Origin of the sequence: Streptomyces spiralis (assembly GCF_014654675.1) — a bacterium.
GTDB classification, from domain to species: Bacteria; Actinomycetota; Actinomycetes; order Streptomycetales; family Streptomycetaceae; genus Streptomyces; species Streptomyces spiralis.
In genome coordinates, this window is the sequence record NZ_BNBC01000051.1 from 34,448 (window position 1) to 53,935 (window position 19,488).

General features: G+C 73.5%; 20 protein-coding genes. 5 read left to right on the forward strand and 15 right to left on the reverse strand.

From position 1 onward, the window contains the following. Nucleotides 1-115: 115 nt before the first annotated feature. From IE318_RS36255 to IE318_RS36295, 9 genes are all read right to left on the reverse strand, one after another. Nucleotides 116-649, reverse strand: a complete 534-nt coding sequence (locus IE318_RS36255; RefSeq protein ID WP_189907193.1) for an amino-acid N-acetyltransferase — start codon at nucleotides 647-649, stop codon at nucleotides 116-118. A gap of 9 nt (nucleotides 650-658) precedes the next feature. After that, nucleotides 659-1,204, reverse strand: a complete 546-nt coding sequence (locus IE318_RS36260; protein WP_229903989.1) for a BlaI/MecI/CopY family transcriptional regulator — start codon at nucleotides 1,202-1,204, stop codon at nucleotides 659-661. 174 nt (nucleotides 1,205-1,378) lie between these two features. Further along, nucleotides 1,379-1,564, reverse strand: coding sequence for a hypothetical protein (locus IE318_RS36265; RefSeq protein WP_030177398.1), 186 nt, complete (start codon nucleotides 1,562-1,564; stop codon nucleotides 1,379-1,381). Nucleotides 1,565-1,619: 55 nt separating this feature from the next. Beyond that, nucleotides 1,620-2,339, reverse strand: a complete 720-nt coding sequence (locus tag IE318_RS36270; protein ID WP_189907195.1) for a serine/threonine-protein kinase — start codon at nucleotides 2,337-2,339, stop codon at nucleotides 1,620-1,622. A gap of 120 nt (nucleotides 2,340-2,459) precedes the next feature. Beyond that, entirely contained in the window at nucleotides 2,460-3,257 is a 798-nt protein-coding gene (locus IE318_RS36275) for a type III pantothenate kinase (RefSeq protein WP_030177395.1), read from the reverse strand. A gap of 8 nt (nucleotides 3,258-3,265) precedes the next feature. Then, on the reverse strand, nucleotides 3,266-4,243 hold the full coding sequence (gene nadC / locus IE318_RS36280) for a carboxylating nicotinate-nucleotide diphosphorylase (RefSeq protein WP_189907196.1): 978 nt from the start codon (nucleotides 4,241-4,243) through the stop codon (nucleotides 3,266-3,268). A 5-nt stretch (nucleotides 4,244-4,248) separates the two neighbouring features. Then, nucleotides 4,249-5,982, reverse strand: coding sequence for an L-aspartate oxidase (locus tag IE318_RS36285; protein WP_189907197.1), 1,734 nt, complete (start codon nucleotides 5,980-5,982; stop codon nucleotides 4,249-4,251). Then, on the reverse strand, nucleotides 5,979-7,016 hold the full coding sequence (gene panC / locus IE318_RS36290; protein ID WP_189907198.1) for a pantoate--beta-alanine ligase: 1,038 nt from the start codon (nucleotides 7,014-7,016) through the stop codon (nucleotides 5,979-5,981). The genes IE318_RS36285 and panC overlap by 4 nt, the downstream gene beginning before the upstream one ends. Before the next feature lie 187 nt (nucleotides 7,017-7,203). After that, on the reverse strand, nucleotides 7,204-8,223 hold the full coding sequence (locus IE318_RS36295) for a Rossmann-like and DUF2520 domain-containing protein (protein WP_189907199.1): 1,020 nt from the start codon (nucleotides 8,221-8,223) through the stop codon (nucleotides 7,204-7,206). A gap of 171 nt (nucleotides 8,224-8,394) precedes the next feature. Here IE318_RS36295 and IE318_RS36300 point away from each other — a divergent pair, with 171 nt between their 5' ends. Continuing rightward, on the forward strand, nucleotides 8,395-9,591 hold the full coding sequence (locus IE318_RS36300) for a threonine aldolase family protein (RefSeq protein WP_189907200.1): 1,197 nt from the start codon (nucleotides 8,395-8,397) through the stop codon (nucleotides 9,589-9,591). Here the strand turns inward: IE318_RS36300 and IE318_RS36305 are convergent. Then, entirely contained in the window at nucleotides 9,588-9,788 is a 201-nt protein-coding gene (locus tag IE318_RS36305; RefSeq protein ID WP_189907201.1) for a hypothetical protein, read from the reverse strand. The genes IE318_RS36300 and IE318_RS36305 overlap by 4 nt on opposite strands. Before the next feature lie 153 nt (nucleotides 9,789-9,941). On the opposite strand from IE318_RS36305, the gene IE318_RS36310 reads away from it, so the two are divergent. Then, nucleotides 9,942-11,048, forward strand: coding sequence for a DUF5937 family protein (locus IE318_RS36310; protein ID WP_189907202.1), 1,107 nt, complete (start codon nucleotides 9,942-9,944; stop codon nucleotides 11,046-11,048). A 40-nt stretch (nucleotides 11,049-11,088) separates the two neighbouring features. On the opposite strand, the gene IE318_RS36315 is transcribed toward IE318_RS36310, so the two are convergent. From IE318_RS36315 to IE318_RS36325, 3 genes are all read right to left on the reverse strand, one after another. Then, entirely contained in the window at nucleotides 11,089-11,721 is a 633-nt protein-coding gene (locus IE318_RS36315; RefSeq protein WP_189907203.1) for an AAA family ATPase, read from the reverse strand. 48 nt (nucleotides 11,722-11,769) lie between these two features. After that, on the reverse strand, nucleotides 11,770-12,441 hold the full coding sequence (locus tag IE318_RS36320; protein ID WP_030177381.1) for a response regulator: 672 nt from the start codon (nucleotides 12,439-12,441) through the stop codon (nucleotides 11,770-11,772). Between the two features lie 69 nt (nucleotides 12,442-12,510). Beyond that, a complete protein-coding gene (locus IE318_RS36325; RefSeq protein ID WP_189907204.1) occupies nucleotides 12,511-13,716 on the reverse strand; it encodes a sensor histidine kinase in 1,206 nt (401 codons plus the stop codon). Nucleotides 13,717-13,963: 247 nt separating this feature from the next. Between IE318_RS36325 and IE318_RS36330 the strand changes: the two genes are divergently transcribed. Further along, a complete protein-coding gene (locus tag IE318_RS36330; protein ID WP_229903990.1) occupies nucleotides 13,964-14,968 on the forward strand; it encodes an SAM-dependent methyltransferase in 1,005 nt (334 codons plus the stop codon). A 25-nt stretch (nucleotides 14,969-14,993) separates the two neighbouring features. Here the strand turns inward: IE318_RS36330 and IE318_RS36335 are convergent, their stop codons facing one another. Next, on the reverse strand, nucleotides 14,994-16,145 hold the full coding sequence (locus IE318_RS36335) for an NADH-quinone oxidoreductase subunit D (RefSeq protein ID WP_189907206.1): 1,152 nt from the start codon (nucleotides 16,143-16,145) through the stop codon (nucleotides 14,994-14,996). A gap of 31 nt (nucleotides 16,146-16,176) precedes the next feature. Between IE318_RS36335 and IE318_RS36340 the strand changes: the two genes are divergently transcribed. Further along, nucleotides 16,177-16,680: a PH domain-containing protein gene (locus tag IE318_RS36340; protein ID WP_189907207.1), complete on the forward strand. Its 504-nt coding sequence runs from the start codon at nucleotides 16,177-16,179 to the stop codon at nucleotides 16,678-16,680. Next, nucleotides 16,677-18,086, forward strand: coding sequence for a PH domain-containing protein (locus tag IE318_RS36345; RefSeq protein ID WP_189907208.1), 1,410 nt, complete (start codon nucleotides 16,677-16,679; stop codon nucleotides 18,084-18,086). Before IE318_RS36340 ends, IE318_RS36345 begins: the two co-directional genes overlap by 4 nt. Before the next feature lie 118 nt (nucleotides 18,087-18,204). Here IE318_RS36345 and IE318_RS36350 read toward each other — a convergent pair whose 3' ends face one another. Further along, nucleotides 18,205-19,458: a hypothetical protein gene (locus IE318_RS36350; RefSeq protein ID WP_189907209.1), complete on the reverse strand. Its 1,254-nt coding sequence runs from the start codon at nucleotides 19,456-19,458 to the stop codon at nucleotides 18,205-18,207. Between the last annotated feature and the right edge of the window lie 30 nt (nucleotides 19,459-19,488).

A 19,488-nucleotide genomic window follows, 5' to 3' on the forward strand; every position in this document is an offset into this window, starting at 1 on the left:
GACCGGACCCTCGGCCCCGACCGGAAACATGCGCGTTTCGGACATAGGGGTTCCCCGGGGGTTCGCTCGGGGTTCCTCCGGGTTCCCTCCGGCTTCCTGCGGAGGTCCGCGGCGATCACAGATGCAGAAGCATCCGGCTGTTGCCCAGGGTGTTCGGTTTCACTCGTTCGAGACCGAGGAACTCCGCGACGCCCTCGTCATAGGAACGCAGCAGCTCGGCGTAGACGTCGGTGTCGACGGGCGTCTCACCGATCTCCACGAAGCCGTGCTTCCCGAAGAAGTCGACTTCGAAGGTCAGGCAGAATACGCGGCGAACGCCGAGCCAGCGTGCGGTCTGCAGCAACTTCTCCAGCAACTGATGGCCGACGCCGGCGCCCTTGAGGCCCGGCTTCACCGCGAGAGTGCGCACTTCCGCCAGGTCTTCCCACATCACGTGCAGGGCGCCGCAGCCGACGACCTCGGCGTTGTCGTCCCGTTCGGCCACCCAGAACTCCTGGATGTCCTCGTAAAGCGTCACCGTCGCTTTGTCGAGCAGGATGCCGCCGCGGACGTAGGCGTCCAGCAGCCGGCGCACGGCCGGGACATCGCTGGTCCGGGCCCGCCGGACGGTGATGGCTTTTGCGGAGACTTCGGGTCGCGCTGCGGACATGAGCGGACGCTATCGCCCGCGGCCGCCCTGTGCCGAGCCGGGGTTCTGGTCGCCGGTTTCGGTGGCATCGGCGGATTCGGCGGGCCGGGAGGTTTCGGGGGGCGGGGCGGCTTCGGCGGTATCCGGGACTTCGCCGACGACTTCGGTCGTCTCTGCGGGCGCTTCTTCGCCGGGCCCTTCGGCAGGTTCTCCCGAGGACTCCGCGCGGGGCTCTTCCGCCGTGCCTTCCGAGGTGCCTTCGACGACCCGCAGGGCATCGCGCAGAGCGCGCCGCTGTTCGTCGCTCATCATGCCGAAGAAGGCGACGAGAGCGGCGGCGGGGTTGTCGCTCTGGGACCATGCGTCGTTCATCAGTGCGGCGGCGTAGGCGGCCCGGGTGGAGACCGCCTCATATCGGTAGGCCCGGCCCTCCGCTTCGCGGCGTACCCAGCCCTTCTGATGGAGGTTGTCCAAAACGGTCATCACCGTGGTGTACGCGATGGACCGTTCCTTCTGAAGGTCTTCCAGGACTTCTCGAACGGTCACCGGGCGGTTCCACTTCCATACCCGCGTCATGACCGAGTCTTCGAGTTCTCCCAAGGGGCGAGGCACAACTCCGACCATAGTGGGAGATGCCGGTTACTGCGTACCGGACGTGCGCTTCATCGTGCGAATGCGAACAAAAAGGGCGCACAACTCGGTGGCGGTGCTCTCCGTGGGCCATCGAGTCGTGCGCCGGGAAGGGGCGGGTCAGGCCTCGGTGGAGGTGCCGCCCGCGGCCGACGGGCCGCTCTGCACGCGCGCCATGGCGGCGTCCACGGCGGCGTCCTCCTTGGCCTTGGCGGCCCCGCCCTGGGTCTTCACGATCACCCTGACCAGGGCGATGAAGAACGCGGCCATGACGACCGGCGGAACGAGTGCGGAGACGTAGTCCATGGCTCCAGGGTAGCCACGGGGCCGGGACAAACAGGGGCGGGGTGGTCCGGAGGCACTACACCGCGGCGAGTCGCTGCTGCGGCGGGCTCTGCGGGGTCTGCGGGTCTCCGGACGGCGGGCTGGGCCTGCGGCGCGGAAACACCTCGCCCGGGGTGGGAACGGGGCGGCGGGCCGGTTTCGGCGCCCCCGGGGCGGGCGCCGGTTCGGGCCGGGCCGGGGCGGGGCGCTCGCCGGGCTTGGGCGCGGGCGCCGGCTTGCGGGAGGGTTCCTTGCCGGTCTCGCCGCCCTGAGCGCCCCTGGCTCCCGGCAGACCGCGCGGGAGGCCCTCGGGAACGACCCTGAGGGGCCTCAGAGGGCTGCGGGAGGCCGGCACGGTGTGTGCGGGGGCCGGGGTGGCCGGGGTGACGCCCTGCGCCCGGCAGCGGCGCAGGAGGGCAGCGGCGGCCGGGCTGCCGCGCAGGGCGCCCAGCGCGGCGAGGTCGTCGGGGCCGGGCCGGTACCCGGCGCCCAGCGCCTCCTCCAGGAGCGCGCAGTAGCCGGCGGCCGCGCCGGGCAGGGCGTCGCGGTAACGAGCGAGATCGGCCAGCAGGAACGCGCGCAGCCGGGCACCCTCGCGCATCGCCTCGTCGAGCGACTCGGCGAGGCGGAGGCAGTCCTGCACGTCCTCGGCGCAGGCGGGACGCAGATGAAGGGCAACGGCGAGGGCACGACGGAGCACACGCAGCTCCTCCGCACCGAACGCCACGCCGCCGCGAGTTCCGTATGGCATGGGCATACGGCGACCATACGCGCTAATCAGACAAATTCGACATAAGCCACGGGCGTGGCGCCCGGCTACGTCCCCCGGGGGCCGGCCAGGCTCCTGGCCGACCCCCGGGTCGGAGGCGGGGCGGTGCTACATGCGGGAGATGTTGCGCTCGTAGACCAGGCGGAGGCCGATCAGGGTCAGCCAGGGCTCGTGTTCGTCGATCACGGACGACTCGCCGAGCACCATCGGGGCCAGGCCGCCGGTGGCGATCACGGTGACGTCGTCGGGGTCGTCGGACAGCTCGCGGGCCATCCGGCCCACCACGCCGTCGACCTGCCCGGCGAACCCGTAGACGATGCCCGCCTGCATCGCCTCGACCGTGTTCTTGCCGATCACGCTGCGCGGCCGGGCCACCTCGATCTTGCGCAGCTGCGCGCCCTTGACGCCGAGGGCGTCGACGGAGATCTCGATACCGGGGGCGATGACGCCACCGATGTACTCCCCGCGCGCGGACACCGCGTCGAACGTCGTCGCCGTACCGAAGTCGACGACGATCGCCGGGCCGCCGTAGAGCTCGACGGCGGCGACCGCGTTGATGATGCGGTCGGCGCCGACCTCCTTGGGGTTGTCGGTCAGGATCGGCACGCCGGTCTTGACGCCCGGCTCGACGAGGACGGCCGGTACGTCGCCGTAGTAGCGCCGCGTCACCTCGCGCAGCTCGTGCAGCACCGACGGCACGGTCGCGCAGATCGCGATGCCGTCGATGCCGTCGCCCAGCTCCTCGCCGAGCAGCGGGTGCATGCCCATCAGGCCCTGAAGGAGCACCGCCAGCTCGTCGGCCGTGCGGCGGGCGTCGGTGGAGATGCGCCAGTGCTCGACGATGTCCTCGCCGTCGAACAGGCCGAGGACCGTTTGCGTGTTGCCTACGTCGATGGTCAGGAGCATGGCCGGTGCTACTCCGCCTCGCGCAGGTCCAGGCCGATGTCCAGGATCGGCGAGGAGTGGGTGAGGGCCCCCACGGCCAGGAAGTCGACACCGGTCTCGGCGTACGCCCGGGCGTTGTCCAGGGTGAGCCGGCCCGACGCCTCCAGCTGCGCACGTCCGTCGACGATCGCGACGGCCTCCTCGCACTCGATGGGCGTGAAGTTGTCCAGCAGGATCAGGTCGGCGCCCGCGTCGACGACCTCCCGAAGCTGGTGCAGGGTGTCGACCTCGACCTCGATCGGCACGTCCGGGAAGGCCTCCCGTACGGACTTGAAGGCCGCCGCGACGCCGCCGGCCGCGACCACGTGGTTGTCCTTGACCAGCGCCGCGTCCGACAGGGACATGCGGTGGTTCACGCCGCCGCCGCAGCGGACGGCGAACTTCTCCAGGGAGCGCAGGCCGGGCGTCGTCTTGCGGGTGTCGCGCACCTTGGCCCCGGTGCCCTCCAGGACGTCCGCCCACGCGCGCGTGGCGGTCGCGATGCCGGACAGCCGGCAGAGCAGGTTCAGGGCGCTGCGCTCGGCGGTCAGCAGGTCACGCGTGCGCGTGGTGACCGACAGCAGCTTCTGCCCGGCCTCCACGCGGTCGCCGTCCAGGACGTGCCGCTCCACCTCGAACTCGTCCGTGCAGACGACCGAGAGGACCGCCTCGGCGACCCGCAGACCGGCCACCACGCCGGCCTCGCGTGCCGTGAAGTCACCGGTGGCCACGGCGTCCTCGGGGATGGTCGCCACGGTCGTGACGTCCACGCCGTGCGCGAGGTCCTCCTGGATGGCGACGTTCGCGAGGTCCTCGACCTCGACGGGGTCGAGGCCGGCGTCCACCAGCAGCTGGGCGAGCGCGGGGTCGAGCCCGCACTCCAGGTACTCCTCGTCTCCGTCCGCGCCGCAGGCACAGCCGTCGCCGCAGCCGCCGTTCGAGGCGAGGGGAAGGTCGTCGGTGCTCACTTGTGTCACTGCTCCTGGGGACGGCGGGGCGCGGAGGCCTCGGTGCGGGTCGGGGGGAAGTGGGCGGTCGCCGTGGTGTCCACGGTGGGCGTCCGGTCGGGGTTCAGACGTACGACGATGTGGCGGCGCCAGTGGGTGTCATCGCGCTCGGGGCGGTCCTCGCGCCAGTGGCAGCCGCGGGTCTCCTCACGCAGCCGTGCGGCGGCGACCAGGACGCGGGCCACGCACAGGAGGTTGGTGGCCTCCCAGGTGTCCACGCCCGGCTCGGCGGTCTTGCCGTTCTCGTCGAGGGCGCCACGGGCCTCGGCGTGCAGCTGTTCGAGCTGGTCGGCCGCCCTGGCCAGGGACTCGGCCGAGCGCAGCACACCCGCGCCCTCGCTCATGATCCGCTGGATCGCGAACCGGGTCTCGGGGGCGAGCAGGGGGTGCGCGGGCTGCTCGGAGTACGGGACGGGCTGCGGCACGCGCGCGTGCAGGCCGCTCTCCGACCGCTCGCGGGCGATGTCGGCGGCGATCCGCTCGGCGTAGACCAGCCCCTCCAGCAGGGAGTTGGAGGCGAGCCGGTTGGCACCGTGCACACCGGTGCAGGCGACCTCTCCGCACGCGTACAGGCCGGGCACGGTGGTCCGGCCGTGGGCGTCCGTGCGCACGCCTCCGGAGGCGTAGTGGGCCGCCGGGGCGATCGGGATGGGGTCGGTGACCGGGTCGATGCCGTGGGCCCGGCAGGCGGCCAGGATCGTCGGGAAGCGCTGCTCCCACATCTCGGCGCCGAAGTGCCGGGCGTCGAGGAACATGTGCTCGGCGTCCTGCTCCAGCATGCGGCGCAGGATGCCCTTGGCGACGATGTCCCGGGGCGCGAGCTCGGCCAGCTCGTGCTGTCCGACCATGAAGCGCACGCCGTCGGCGTCGACCAGGTGGGCGCCCTCGCCGCGCACCGCCTCGGAGACGAGGGGCTGCTGGCCCTCGGCGTCGGGGCCGAGGAAGAGCACCGTCGGGTGGAACTGGACGAACTCCAGGTCGGAGACCTCCGCGCCCGCGCGCAGGGCGAGCGCCACGCCGTCACCGGTGGACACGGACGGGTTCGTGGTCGCGGAGAAGACCTGGCCCATGCCGCCGGTGGCGAGGACCACGGTGGGCGCGTGGACGGCGCCCACGCCGTCGTGCTGGCCCTCGCCCATGACGTGCAGGCTCACGCCGGCGGTACGGCCGTCGGCGTCCGTGAGCAGGTCCAGGACGAGCGCGTTCTCGATCGTGCGCAGTCCACGCGCGCGTACGGCCTCGACGAGCGCCCGGGAGATCTCCGCGCCGGTCGCGTCACCGCCCGCGTGCGCGATACGGCGGCGGTGGTGGCCGCCCTCACGGGTGAGCGCCAGCCCTCCTTCGGAGGACTCGTCGAAGTGTGCGCCGGTGTCGATCAGCCGGCGTACGGCGTCGGGGCCCTCGGTGACGAGGATCCGTACGGCCTCCTCGTCGCACAGGCCGGCGCCGGCCACCAGGGTGTCGTCCAGGTGCTGTTCGGGGGTGTCGCCCTCGCCGAGGGCCGCGGCGACGCCGCCCTGGGCCCAGCGGGTGGATCCGTCGTCGAGGCGGGCCTTGGTGACGACCACCGTGTCCAGGCCGGCGGCCTCGCAGCGCAGGGCGGCGGTGAGGCCGGCGACGCCGGAGCCGACGACCACGACGTCCGCGGCGATCGACCACCCGGGCGCGGGGGCGTGCAGTCGTATGCCTGTGCTGGTCACGAGGCGGCTCCGAGGGTTCCGTGAGTTGCGTGGGATGTGCGGGGTTCGTGGGCCCCGAAGGTGAGGGGCAGGTTGTCGATCAGCCGGGTGGACCCGACCCGGGCGGCGACGGCGAGGACCGCCTCGCCGGTGAAGTCGTCCCCTATCTCGGTGAAGTCGGAGGGGTCGACCAGGGCCAGGTAGTCGAGCTCCAGCGGCGGGTCGAGACGGACGGCGTCGTCGAGGACCAGCCGGGCTGCCGCGCGGACGGCCGCTGCCGCCCCGGGGGACGCCTTGGCGACGGCGGCGGCGTCGGCCGCCGCGCGGGACTCCCCCAGCGCGCTCAGGGCCTCGGCACGCGCGCGTGTGGAGGGCACTTCGCGGGCCCGCGCGCGCAGCGCCTCCTGGGCGGCATGCCGGTCCCGGCCCGCGAACAGGGCCCGGGACAGGGCGAGGGCGGTGTGCCGCTCCTGCGGGGACAGGTAGCGGTTGCGGCTGGACAGGGCCAGGCCGTCGTCCTCGCGCACGGTCGGTACGGCGATGACGTCCACGCCGAAGTTGAGATCGCGCACCATGCGCCGGATCAGGGCGAGCTGCTGGGCGTCCTTCTGACCGTACAGGGCCACGTCGGGGCGGGTGAGGTGCAGCAGCTTGGCGACGACGGTGAGCATGCCGTCGAAGTGGCCGGGCCGAGAGGCGCCCTCCAGGCGTTCGCCCATGGGGCCCGCGGAGACGCGGACCTGGGGCTCGCCGCCGGGGTAGACCTCCTCCACGGACGGCGCGAACACGACGTCGGCGCCGGCCTGCTCGGCGACCTTCAGGTCCGCCTCCAGGGTGCGCGGGTAGCGGTCCAGGTCCTCGCCCGCGCCGAACTGCAGCGGGTTGACGAAAACGGTGACGACGACCTCGCCCTCGGCGCCGGCGATCTCGCGCGCGGCGCGGATCAGGGTGGCGTGGCCCTCGTGCAGGGCGCCCATGGTCATCACGACGGCACGGCGGCCGCCACGCGCGCGTGCGTGCAGCTCGTCGGCGGTGCGCAGCAGAGCTGTGGTCATCGGGCGTCTCCGTTCTCGGGCGCCGGGGTCACCGGGCGGCCCTCCTCTGCGTTCACCGGTGCCACCCGGTTCGTCGAGTGCCCCGTGCCGGTGGGTGCCATCCGGTCCGCCATGTCCGCGGGTGCCGGCCGGGCGGTGGTGCCCGCGGTCTTCGGCCGCCGCGGGCGCGTCGTGTTCCCCGCGCGGGTCATCGGGCGTCCCCTTCGCCGTCGTCGGGCCGGTCGGTCCCGTCGGAACCGTCCGGGCCTTCGGAGCCGTACGTGCCCTCGGAGCCGGTGGTGCCGCTTGTGGCGGCGGTGCCGGGTGTTCCGTCGGCGAGGACGCCCAGCAGGTCCTCGGCCAGTTCCGGCTTCAGCAGGCCGTGGGCGAGTGCGCGGTCGGCGGTTGCGCGGGCCATCGCCAGGTAGCCGGCGACCGTCTGCGGGGCGTGCCGGCGCAGCTCGGCGACATGGGCGGCGACCGTGCCCGCGTCCCCGCGCGCGACGGGACCGGTCAGGGCCGCGTCGCCGGAGCGCAGGGCGTTGTCCAGGGCGGCGCCGAGCAGCGGGCCGAGCATCCGGTCGGGCGCCTCGACGCCCACCTCGCGCAGCAGCTCCATGGACTGGGCGACCAGCGTCACCAGGTGGTTCGCGCCGAGCGCGAGTGCCGCGTGGTACAGCGGCCGCATCTCCTCGGCGATCCACTCGGGCTCGCCACCCATCTCGATGACCAGCGCCTCGGCGGCCAGCCGCAGTTCCTCGGGGGCGGTGACGCCGAAGGAGCAGCCGGCCAGCCGCTGCACGTCCACGGGTGTGCCGGTGAAGGTCATCGCCGGGTGCAGGGCCAGCGGCAGCGCGCCCGCGCGCAGGGCGGGGTCCAGCACCTTCGCGCCGTATCGCCCGGAGGTGTGCGCGAGCAGCTGTCCGGGCCGTACGGCGCCGGTCTCGGCGAGGCCGGCGACGAGTCCGGGCAGGGCGTCGTCGGGGACGGTCAGGAGCACCAGCTCGGAGCGTTGCAGCACCTCGGCGGGGGTCACCAGGGGCACGTCGGGGAGCATCAGCTCGGCCCGGCGCCTGGAGGCGTCGGAGACCCCGGAGACGGCCACGGGGCGGTGCCCGGCGAGCTGGAGGGACGCGGCGAGCGCGGGGCCCACCCGGCCGGCGCCGACGACGCCGACGGTGAGCCGCGCGGGGCGGTCCCTGGGGTCTGGCTGTTGGCTTGTACTCACGCGACGGTGGCCTTCCCGTTCCAGTCCGCTCGGGGTACCGGACGATTTCTCGTCATGTTAACGCTATCCGTTCCGGAGGCGTTCGGCCGTCCACAGGCTGTGGGCTTCCCCACGGCCGCCGGCACGGGAAACCAGGTGCCCGCCCCGGCCGGCGCGCGGGATGATCTCGGCATGAGCGATACCGCGGCGCAGGACGAGCAGGAGACCGAACAGCTGTCGGAGGAGGAGGGGCGCAGGCAGCTGCGGGAGCGGCGCATCGCAGCCTGCCGGAGCGCGCCGCGGGCGCTCGCGCGCCACGGCTTCCTGGGCACCCTTCGGCAGCGCCTGGCGCTGCTGGAGACCGCGGAGGACGTGTACGACCTCGACCAGCGGTCGGACCTGTACGGCAACGGCGTCGTGGAGGCCCTGGAGGAGAAGGTCGCCGGGCTGCTCGGCACCGAGGCCGCCGCGTTCTTCCCGACCGGCACGATGGCCCAGCAGGTCGCCCTGCGCTGCTGGGCGGGCCGCACGGGCAGCCCGGCCGTCGCCCTGCACGCGCTGTCCCACCCCGAAGTGCACGAGCGGAATGCGTTCAGCCAGGTCAGCGGCCTGCGAACGGTACGGGTGACGAGCGAGCCCCGGCTGCCGACCGGCGACGAGATACGTGGCCTCGACGAGCCCTTCGGGACGCTGATGCTCGAACTGCCCCTCAGGGAAGCCGGTTTCCTGCTGCCCTCCTGGGAGGAGCTCTCGGAGGTCGTCGAGGCCGCGCGGGAGCGCGACGCGGTGGTCCACTTCGACGGGGCCCGTCTGTGGGAGTCCACCGTCCACTTCGGCCGCCCCCTGGCGGAGATCGCGGGCCTGGCCGACAGCGTCTACGTGTCGTTCTACAAGGGCCTGGGCGCCTTCGGCGGCGCGGCCCTCGGCGGTCCGAAGACGCTGGTGGACGAGGCGAAGGCCTGGCGGCACCGGTACGGCGGCATGGTGTTCCAGCAGTTCCCCACGGCGCTGTCGGCGCTGATCGGCCTGGAGCGCGAGCTGCCCCGGCTGCCCGGCTACGTGCGGCACGCGCGCGTGGTGGCCGCCGCGCTGCGCGAGGGGTTCGCGACGGCGGGGCTGCCCTGGGCGCGCGTCCACCCCGAGGTGCCGCACACCCACGACTTCCAGGTCTGGCTGCCGTACGAACCGGACATCGTCGAAAGAGCGGCCGTCCGGACCACCGAGGAGACGGGGACGGCCCTGTTCGAGAACGGCTGGCAGCAGGCCGGTCCGGGCATGGCCCGCACAGAGGTCCATGTACGGGCCGCCGGGCTGGAGTGGACGGCCGGGGACGTGAAGACGGCGGCCGGGGAGTTCGTCTCCCGGCTGGACGCAGAGGTCAAGAGCTAGAGCGGGCGAGCCCACCGGCGCAGGAACCGGAGCGGATGCCTGCGGACCGGGCGGCCCGCCAGAACCGCCCGGAACCGCCGGTGGTCGCGCAGCTCGCGCACGACGTGCCAGTCGTTGAGGCCGGGCGCGGGCGGGACGGGCTCGCCGTGCTGCCGGGCGCGGTGGGTGTCGAGGAGGTACTGCTGCGTGATGCTCATGGCTGTGCCGCCTTGTCGGGACGGGATGGATCGGGCTCCGCGGCTGCCCCGGACGTCGTCCCAGAGTGCGCCGGTGTCCGGACGGAGTCCCGTCGATTGACGGCCGTCGTCAAACGGGGCGGCGTTGTCGGTGGCGGCGTGCACCATGGGGGCATGAGCGTGCGCATCGACATCGCGGGTCTGCGGCCGGAGAGGATCGCCGTCGTGCCCTCCCCCCTGGCCGAGCTCGGCATGGCGCTGCACGCGTTGTCCGAGCCCGGGCACCACCCGCGCCTCCAGGGCTGGGCCACGGGGGTGACCGCCCGGCTCGACTCGCACCTGGCCGACCGGATGTGCGAGGCGGACTTCCTGTGGCGGACGACGTTCTCCGACCTGTTCATGCCGTTCGCGGGCGTCCCCGGCGGGTCCGCGCTGCCGGGCCAGACCCTCGCCGAGGACATGGATCTGCTCGACAAGCTGTCCGACGAGCAGTTCGTGGACGCGGCCCTGGAGTTCACCTGCGCCCTGCCCTACGGCAGTCCGGGCGCCGGCCCGCTCACCGACGCCGCACTGCGCCGCCGCGCCCTGGAGCTGGCCGCCGCGCGCGGGCCCGCACAGGTCCGCTTCAGCGAGCGGCTGCTGACCGACCCGCCCCGGATCCGGGCCTGGCTGCGCCAGTTCCTCCAGGACTGCGACGAGGCCTTCTTCGCGGAGACCTGGTCCCGGCTGGGCCACCAGCTCGCGGCGGACGCCCGCCACAAGACGGAGCTGCTGCGCCGCAAGGGCCTGCCCGAGGCGCTCGCCGCGGTCTCCCCCGCCGTGTCCCTGGACGAGGCGGCCGGCCGGATCACCGTCGACAAGCTCGGCGAGGGCCGTACGGCCACGGCGGACGGCGGCCTGCTGCTCGTGCCGACCAGCCTGGGCTGGCCCCACCTGATGGTCCTGCACCGGCACGGCTGGCAGCCGGTGCTGCACTACCCGGTCGGCTCCCCGGAGCTCGCCGCCCCGCCCTCGGTGGAGCAGCTGACCCTGCGGATGGCCGCGCTGTCCCACCCGGTGCGGATGCGGCTGTGCCGCAGCCTGGCCCGCAGCGCCTTCACCACCAGCGAGCTGACCCAGGTGCACGGCATGACCGCACCCGAGATATCGCGGCATCTGAGCGTCCTGAAGAAGGCGGGCCTGGTCACCACCCGGCGCCGCGGGCGGTACGTCTACCACCAGCTGGACGTGGCGATGGTGGCCCGGCTGGGCAGCGACTTCCTCGAGGGGATACTCCGCTAGCGCCGCAGTCGGTCAGCTCCGCCTTCGGCCGGTTCCGCCGTCAGTCGAAACGGATGTGCCGGAGGCTCACTCCCACCTGCCGCACCCGGGTACGCACCCGGCCCTCCGTGTTGGGCCGCAGGGTCAGCCCGGCGAGCACCGCGATCCGGTCCGCGATCTTCGGCACGCTCGAGTGGTCGGTCCACAGGTGTTCGGCGAACTCCGGCTCGCGCAGCCGCTCGAGGCAGTGGTCGAGCTGCCGGACGGCCCAGCTCTCCCTGCGCAGCCCGGCGTTCTTCCCCGCCGCGAACTGAAGGAGGTGCCCCAGGCCGCGTTCGTTCAGCCGCTTCAGCACGGTCTCGCGCTCCGCGAGAAGGGCGAAGTGCCGTACGTCATGACCCAGTTCGCGCAGCCGTCCCACGGTCTCGGCGAAGTGGCCGGAGTCGGTGACGGTCATGGGGGCGATCACCACGCCGTCGTGCTTGGTCAGGGCCAGGTCGAGGACCTCGACGACGCCCTGCCGCCAGGACGCCAGGTCCTGGAAGTCGCCGCGCAGCTCGGGCGGCATCATGCGGCGCAGCCCGAAGCCGGGGTGTTCGGGATCGCAGATGACGCTGCCCGGCAGACGGCGCTGGATCTCGTGTGCGGTCTGTGTCTTGCCGCCCCCGAAGGGGCCGTTGATCCACAGGAGCATGCGCAGACCCTACCGACGGCCGGCACTTCCGGCAGCCGGTCCGTCCCCTCAGCCGTGCCCGCCGGCCCGGACCAGGCCCGTCTCGTAGGCGAGGACCACCACCTGCACCCGGTCCCGCAGGTTCAGCTTGGTCAGGATGCGGCCCACATGGGTCTTCACGGTCGCCTCGGAGAGCACCAGCCGGGCGGCGATCTCGCCGTTGGACAGGCCCTGCGCCACCAGCACCATGACCTCTCGCTCCCGCTCGGTGAGCCGCTGGAGCTCCTTGTGCTGGGGCTCCTTGCCTGCGGTGGGCAGCATCGGCGCGAACCGGTCGAGCAGGCGGCGTGTGGTGGAGGGCGCGACGACGGCGTCGCCGCTGTGCACGGCGCGGATCGCGGCGAGCAGATCGCCGGGCGGCACGTCCTTGAGCATGAACCCGGAGGCGCCCGCCTTCAGCCCGGAGAAGGCGTACTCGTCGAGGTCGAAGGTGGTCAGGATCAGCACCTTCGGCGGATTCGGCTCCGAGCAGATGCGGCGCGTGGTCTCCACACCGTCCAGCTTCGGCATGCGCACATCCATCAGCACCACGTCGACCGCGGTCGCCCGCAGCACCTGAAGGGCCTCGACCCCGTCGCCCGCCTCCGCGACGACCTCCATGTCCGGCTGGGCGGCGAGCACCATCCGGAACCCGGTGCGCAGCAGCACCTGGTCGTCGACGAGCATCACGCGGATCGTCATCGGGTCCTCTTCCGTCTTCTTCAGCTACTCGGGGGGCGTGCGAGGTGGCAACAGGGGGTTCGCCGGGCGTCAGTGCACCGGTTTGAGCGGCAGCAGGGCACTGATGCGGAAGCCTCCACCGGGGCGCGGGCCCGCGTCCAGGGTGCCGCCGACCATGCCGACGCGTTCCCGCATGCCGATCAGGCCGTGGCCCTGCCCGTCGGCGCCGCCGTCCTCGTACAGCTCGTGCGGGGCGCCCTTGCCGTCGTCCTCGACGAGCAGGCCCAGGCCGTCGTCGAAGTAGACCAGGCGCACGCTCGCACCCGCGTCCGGCCCGCCGTGCTTGCGGGTGTTGGTCAGGGCCTCCTGCACGATGCGGTACGCGGTCAGCTCGACGCCGCTGGGCAGGGGGCGCGGGGTGCCCTCGATCCGGAAGTCGACGGGCAGTCCCGAGCTCCGGCACTGCTCGACCAGCTCCTTGATCTGCTCCACGTCGGGCTGCGGCACGTACTCGCCGCCCTCCTGGTGCTCGCCGGTGCGCAGCACGCCCAGCAGACGGCGCATCTCGGCGAGCGCCTGGCGGCCGGTGGAGGAGATGGTCTCCAGGGCATTCTTCGCCTGGTCGGGGGCGGCGTCGAGGACGTAGGCGGCGCCGTCGGCCTGCACCACCATCACCGACACGTTGTGCGCCACCACGTCGTGCAGTTCGCGCGCGATCCGGGCGCGCTCGGCGGCCACCGCGACCTTGGCCTGCGCCTCGCGCTCCTTCTCCAGGCGGGCCGCGCGCTCCTCCAGCTGGGCGAAGTAGGCGCGGCGGGTGCGCATGGAGTCGCCGAGCACCCAGGCGAGGGCGAAGGGGACCGTCTGGAAGACGGCTATCGCGGCCTGCCCCGCGAAGGTGTCGTGCACGGCCGGCCAGCGCATCTGCGCCAGGGTCGCCGCGAACAGGCTGACGACGAGCGCGAGCCGGGAGGCCCAGCGCGCGCCGATCGCGGCCACCGTGTAGGTGATCACCAGCATGGCGAAGTCGGCGGCCGTCGTCTCGATGTCCAGGACCAGCTGGGCCAGCCCGGTCGCGAAGGCCAGCAGCAGCATCGGCTCCGGGAAACGGCGGCGCAGCGCGACGACGACGCACAGGACGGCGGACACCGCGAGCCCCGGGCCGATGGGCATGTGATGGCCAGGCGCCCCGTTGATGCTGAACACGCTCACGCCGGAGATCCCGAACAGGACGACGGCCCAGAAGGCGTCGACCCATGTCGGGTGCCTGCGGAGGAAGTCATAGAGGCGCTGCACGTAACCCAGAGTAGGGAAGCGGGATAGGTGCAGGGGTCAACCGGAGGGCCGATCCGGACCCGGCTCTCGTACTCCCCAAGGTGGAGGCACTGATCACCTGTGCCCCTAGTCTGGCGGTGTGACGAACGGGACAGCGGACGGCTCCACGACGCGCGCGACGGGCCACACGGGTGACCGCGCGGCGGACCGTACGGCTGACGGCGCGGCCGGCGAGTGGCGCGGCTGGCGGGCGGCAGCCGAGGAGGCCCTGTACGGGCCGGACGGCTTCTACCGGCGTCCCGAGGGGCCGGCCGGGCACTTCCGTACGTCCGTGCACGCCTCGCCGCTGTTCGCGGCGGCCGTGGCGCGGCTGCTGTGCCGGGTCGACGAGCTGCTGGGGCGCCCGGCGGAGCTCGGTTTCGTGGACATGGCGGCCGGGCGGGGCGAGCTGGCCGCCGGGGTGCTCGCCGCGCTGCCCGCCGAGGCGGCCTCCCGCGCGCGTGTGTATGCCGTCGAGATCGCCGGGCGGCCGACGGGCCTCGATCACCGGATCGAGTGGCTGAGCGAGCCCCCGGAGCGGCTCACCGGGCTGCTCTTCGCCAACGAGTGGCTGGACAACGTGCCGGTGGAGGTGGCCGAGGTGGACGCGGCGGGCGTGCCCCGGCACGTCCTCGTCCGGCGGGACGGCACCGAGCGGCTCGGGGAGCCGGTGTCGGAAGCGGAGGCCGCGTGGCTGGCGCGCTGGTGGCCGCTGCCGCCCGAGCCGGGCCTGCGCGCCGAGATCGGGCTGCCCCGGGACGCCGCCTGGGCCGCCGTGGTCTCCCGGGTCGAGCGGGGCCTCGCGGTCGCCGTCGACTACGCGCACCTGGCCGGGGCCCGGCCGCCCTTCGGGACGCTCACCGGCTTCCGTGAGGGGCGGGAGACGGCACCCGTGCCGGACGGCTCGTGCGACATCACGGCGCACGTCGCCCTGGACGCGTGCGCCGTCGCGCTCCCCGGCGCACGCCTGCGCTCCCAGCGCGAGGCGCTGCGCGCCCTCGGGGTCAGCGGCGCACGCCCTCCCCTCTCGCTCGCCTCCACGCGCCCCTCGGAGTACGTACGCGCCCTCGCGAGCGCCGGTGAGGCCGCCGAGCTCACCGCGGCGGGCGGCCTCGGCGACTTCGGCTGGCTGCTCCAGCCGGCCGGGATCGCGGACCCGCTCCCCGGAACCACCGACCCGCTGCCCGGAAACACCGACCAGTCGTACGGAAAAACCGACCCGGCATCCGGATGAGCGACCGCGCCGGGAGGCCGGCGCCCTACTTGTCGATGTCCCCGACCACGAAGAACATCGACCCCAGGATCGCCACCATGTCCGCCACCAGCGTCCCCGGCAGCAGCTCGGTCAGGGCCTGGATGTTGTTGTACGACGCCGAGCGCAGCTTCAGCCGGTACGGGGTCTTGTCGCCCTTGCTGACCAGGTAGTAGCCGTTGATGCCGAGCGGGTTCTCGGTCCACGCGTAGGTGTGCCCCTCGGGGGCCTTCAGCACCTTCGGCAGCCGCTGGTTGATCGGGCCGGGCGGCAGCTCGGCCAGCCGGTCCAGGCAGGCGTCGGCCAGGTCCAGCGCGTTGTGGGTCTGCTCCAGCAGGCACTCGAACCGGGCGAGGCAGTCGCCCTCCCGCCGGGTCACCACCTTGAGCGTGTCCGCCAGCTCCCCGTACGCCAGATACGGCTCGTCGCGGCGCAGGTCGAAGTCGACGCCCGAGGCGCGCGCGATGGGTCCGCTCACGCCGTAGGCGTGCACGGTCTCCGGCGCCAGCTCACCCACGCCCCGCGTGCGCCCCCGGAAGATCTCGTTGCCGAGCACCAGGTCGTCGAAGACGTCCATGCGCGACCGCACGGCGGCCACGGCGGCACGCGCGCGCGTGGCCCACCCGGCGGGCAGGTCCTCCTTGAGGCCGCCGACCCGGTTGAACATGTAGTGCATCCGGCCGCCGGAGACCTCCTCCATGACGTTCTGGAGGACCTCCCGCTCCCGGAAGGCGTAGAAGACCGGCGTGATGCCGCCCAGCTCCAGCGGATAGGAGCCGAGGAACATCAGGTGGTTGAGCACCCGGTTCAGCTCCGCGAGCAGCGTGCGCGTCCACACCGCGCGCGCGGGGACCTCCATGCCGAGCATCCGCTCCACGGCGAGGACCACGCCCAGCTCGTTCGAGAAGGCCGACAGCCAGTCGTGCCGGTTGGCGAGCATGATGATCTGGCGGTAGTCCCGCGCCTCGAACAGCTTCTCCGCGCCGCGGTGCATATAGCCGATCACCGGCTCCGCGCGCCTGATGCGCTCGCCGTCCAGCACCAGCTTCAGCCGCAGCACGCCGTGCGTGGACGGATGCTGCGGTCCGATGTTGAGCACCATGTCGGTGCTCTCCGCGGCGCCGCCGATCCCGACCATGGTCTCCGTCGTAGGAGTCATGGACACAGTCTTACGTACGTACGCTTGCCGCATGGAAACGGGGAGCCTGGACGACGGGCGGGCGGCAGGGGACGAGCCCGGGTGGACCGCGCTGCCGCCGGGACTGCTGCGGATGCGCCGGCTGCTGCTGGTGGTGTGGCTGGGCCCGCTCGCCCTGGCCGTGGGGGTGCTGCTCGGTGCCCTGGCCGGGCCCGTCTGGTCGGCGTTCGCACTGCTGCCGCTGGCGCTGCTGGGCTGGGGCTGGGTGCTGCTGGGCCGCAACTGGCGCTCCTGGCGCTACGCCGAGCGCGCCGACGACCTGCTGATCAGCCGGGGTGTGCTGTGGCGCGAGGAGACCGTCGTGCCGTACGGGCGGATGCAGCTGGTCGAGGTGACCTCCGGGCCCGTGGAGCGGCACTTCGGGCTGGCCACCGTACAGCTGCACACGGCGGCCGCCGCGACCGACGCGACCATTCCCGGCCTCGACCCGGCCGAGGCGGAACGGCTGCGCGACCGGCTGACGCGGCTCGGCGAGGCACGATCGGCGGGCCTGTGACGACGGACAGGGGCGACGGGGCCGACGTCGAGGCCGCGGACAGGGACAACGGGGCCGGGGACCGGGACGGGGCCGGGGACCGGGACGAGGCCGGGGACCGGGACGAGCCCGGTGTGATCGAGCGGCGGCTGCATCCCGTGACGCCGCTCCGGCGGGCGTGGGCGCCGGTCGCCGTGCTCGCCGGATGGGCGGTGCACGACCCCAGCCAGGCGCAGCAGCAGCTGACGAAGCTGACGACGACCATGCTGCTGGCCGGGCTCGCGGTGCTCCTCCCGGCGGCCGCGCTGTACGGCTTCCTGTCCTGGTGGTTCACGCACTTCGCGGTGACCGACACCGAACTGCGCATCCGCACCGGCCTGTTGTTCCGCCGCACCGCGCACATCCGGCTGGAGCGGATCCAGGCCGTCGACGTCACCCGGCCGCTGCTCGCGCGCCTCGCGGGGGTGGCCAAGCTGAAGCTGGACGTCATAGGGACGGACAAGAAGGACGAACTCGCCTTCCTCGGCGAGGACGAGGCCCGCGCCCTGCGCGCCGAACTGCTCGCGCGGGCCGCCGGTTTCGCCCCCGAGACCGCGCACGAGGTCGGCGAGGCGCCCGCGCGGGAGCTCGTCCGCGTACCCGCGCGCGTGATCGCGCTCTCGCTGCTGCTGATCGGCGCGACCTGGGGCTCGCTGCTCACCGCGGTCGTCGTACCGCCGCTGGTGTGGCTGGGCACCCACAGTCTGTGGACGGTGCTGGCCGTCGCGGTGCCGCTGTTCGGCGGGGCCGTGACGAGCAGCGCCGGACGCTTCGTCGGCGCCTACGACTGGACGGTGAGCGAGTCGCCCGACGGGCTGCGCATCGACCGGGGCCTGCTCGACCGCACGCACGAGACGGTGCCGCCGGGGCGGGTGCAGACCGTACGGATCGTGGAGCCGCTGCTGTGGCGGCGGCTCGGCTGGGTGCGGGTGGAGCTGGACGTGGCCGGGTCGTCGAACTCCGTGCTGCTGCCGGTCGCTCCGCGCGGGATCGCCGAGTCGGTGATCGCGCGTGTCCTGCCCGGGGTGACGGTGCCGGACGCCTCCTTGCTGGTACGGCCCCCGCGGCGCGCCCGGTGGTGCACGCCGGTGTGGTGGCGCGGCCACGGGATCGCCGTCACCGACGCGGTGTTCGCCGCGCGGCACGGGCTGCTGCGGCGGCGGCTCGCGCTCGTCCCGCACGCCAAGGTGCAGAGCGTACGGCTCACGCAGGGGCCCTGGGAGCGGGTGTGGCGGGTCGCCGACGTGCACGTGGACACGGGCGCGAACAAGACCGTCACGGCACGCCTGCGGGACGCCGAGGAGGCGGCCCGGCTGCTGCGGGCACAGGCGGAGCGGTCGCGGACCGGACGGCGCGAGGCCCGGCCGGACCGGTGGATGCAGCGGTGACGCATGGGTGACGGGACGCGGTGCTGAGGCAGTGATGACGCAGCGGTAAGGGGCGTGGCCCAGGTGCCACGCCCCTCGCTCTCGCCGCTCTGTTCGGTTCTCCGGTGGGCTGCCCGCCTCAGGACGCCGCGGTGCGCAGACCCTGGATGTCGATCTGCTCTGTCTCGTCGTGGGCCGTCAGGTCGATGACCTGACCCACGCCATGGGCCTCGCCACCGGCCCGCTTGTACTGCGACTCGGACTCGGCCTTGTGCAGGGCGAGGGCCTCCTGGCCCACGACGTCGGCCAGGTCCTCGTTCTGCACGGCCTCCAGGGCGGTGGACGGCGACCCCGTCTTCGTGTTCTTGGTGCCGAAGAAGTCGAACCCGCCTTCGACCACCGGGCGCCGCGCGGGCGCGGCCGGCACGACGGCCACGGCGGTCGGCACGGTGAAGTGGCCGGCGGGCCGCTGTCCGGCGGCCCTGCCCGGCGCGGGCGGCTCGGGCGTCGCCATCGCTGTCTCGGCACCAGCGGTCGTCGCCGTGGTCGCCTCGGTCGTCGGGGTGGCGGCCGCGTGCTCGTGCGCGTCGGCCGCCTCCGGCTGCCCCTGTGGTTCGTCCTCCGGCGCGGCCTCCGCGTCGCCGTCGGCGGCCGTGCCGGCTGCCGCACCGGCGACCGCTGCTTCCTTCGCGGGCTCGGCGTCCCCGGCGAACCGCGACAGCGCGGCACTGGCACGCAGGAACAGCTCGGAACCCTCCGGGGAGAACACCCTCGGAGTCGCTGCCACGCGCTCCTCCGCCACGGCACCCGTGGCGCCTGCGGCCTCGGCCTCTGCGGCCTCCGTGGCCTCTGCGGCCTTGACGTCTTCCTCGGCCTCCGTGGCGGTCGTCGCGGCCGCCCGGTCGGCCTGCGCCGCCGGCAGCGCGCGGGCGTCGGGCGCGGCCTCCAGCTCCAGCAGGCGGCGGCCCTCCAGGGCGCTGGCGCGCTCGGTCTCCGCGGTGGCGTACCGGCGCAGCAGGGCCGCGTGCTCGTTGCGCAGCCCCGCGAGCTCCTTGCGCTTGGCCCGCAGCTTGTGCTCGAGGCGGACGCGGAGTTCGCGCGACTCCTCCAGGTCGGACTCGAGTTCGGCGACGCGTTCCTCGAAGCGCCACTCGTCGCTCGCCCGCGCGCGCGTGAGGTCGGCGACCGCGCGGCCGGCCTGGGCGTCCCAGCGGCGCATGACGACCGCACCGGTGAGCGCGGTCAGCGCGGCGGCCGCGGCGAGGGACCGCAGCACCACCGGTGCCGTGAACACCCAGGGACCCAGGGCGCAGACGAGGGAGACGCCGGCGATCGCCGAAGGAGGCAGCAGCCTGTGCAAGGGCGGGGAATGGCGGTGACGTCCACGTGGCATGGCCAGAAACTTACCGCGCGTAGGCGAATC

Excerpts from the sequence above, each read along its gene's own strand:
- IE318_RS36275 (WP_030177395.1), bottom strand. The coding sequence starts at position 3,257 with ATGCTCCTGACCATCGACGTAGGCAACACGCAAACGGTCCTCGGCCTG.
- panC (WP_189907198.1), bottom strand. The coding sequence starts at position 7,016 with ATGACCACAGCTCTGCTGCGCACCGCCGACGAGCTGCACGCACGCGCG.
- IE318_RS36335 (WP_189907206.1), bottom strand. The coding sequence starts at position 16,145 with ATGACTCCTACGACGGAGACCATGGTCGGGATCGGCGGCGCCGCGGAG.
- IE318_RS36305 (WP_189907201.1), bottom strand. The coding sequence starts at position 9,788 with ATGAGCATCACGCAGCAGTACCTCCTCGACACCCACCGCGCCCGGCAG.
- IE318_RS36320 (WP_030177381.1), bottom strand. The coding sequence starts at position 12,441 with ATGACGATCCGCGTGATGCTCGTCGACGACCAGGTGCTGCTGCGCACC.
- IE318_RS36340 (WP_189907207.1), top strand. The coding sequence starts at position 16,177 with ATGGAAACGGGGAGCCTGGACGACGGGCGGGCGGCAGGGGACGAGCCC.
- IE318_RS36350 (WP_189907209.1), bottom strand. The coding sequence starts at position 19,458 with ATGCCACGTGGACGTCACCGCCATTCCCCGCCCTTGCACAGGCTGCTG.
- IE318_RS36300 (WP_189907200.1), top strand. The coding sequence starts at position 8,395 with ATGAGCGATACCGCGGCGCAGGACGAGCAGGAGACCGAACAGCTGTCG.
- IE318_RS36315 (WP_189907203.1), bottom strand. The coding sequence starts at position 11,721 with ATGCTCCTGTGGATCAACGGCCCCTTCGGGGGCGGCAAGACACAGACC.
- IE318_RS36260 (WP_229903989.1), bottom strand. The coding sequence starts at position 1,204 with ATGACGCGGGTATGGAAGTGGAACCGCCCGGTGACCGTTCGAGAAGTC.
- IE318_RS36265 (WP_030177398.1), bottom strand. The coding sequence starts at position 1,564 with ATGGACTACGTCTCCGCACTCGTTCCGCCGGTCGTCATGGCCGCGTTC.
- IE318_RS36255 (WP_189907193.1), bottom strand. The coding sequence starts at position 649 with ATGTCCGCAGCGCGACCCGAAGTCTCCGCAAAAGCCATCACCGTCCGG.
- IE318_RS36310 (WP_189907202.1), top strand. The coding sequence starts at position 9,942 with ATGAGCGTGCGCATCGACATCGCGGGTCTGCGGCCGGAGAGGATCGCC.
- IE318_RS36270 (WP_189907195.1), bottom strand. The coding sequence starts at position 2,339 with ATGCCCATGCCATACGGAACTCGCGGCGGCGTGGCGTTCGGTGCGGAG.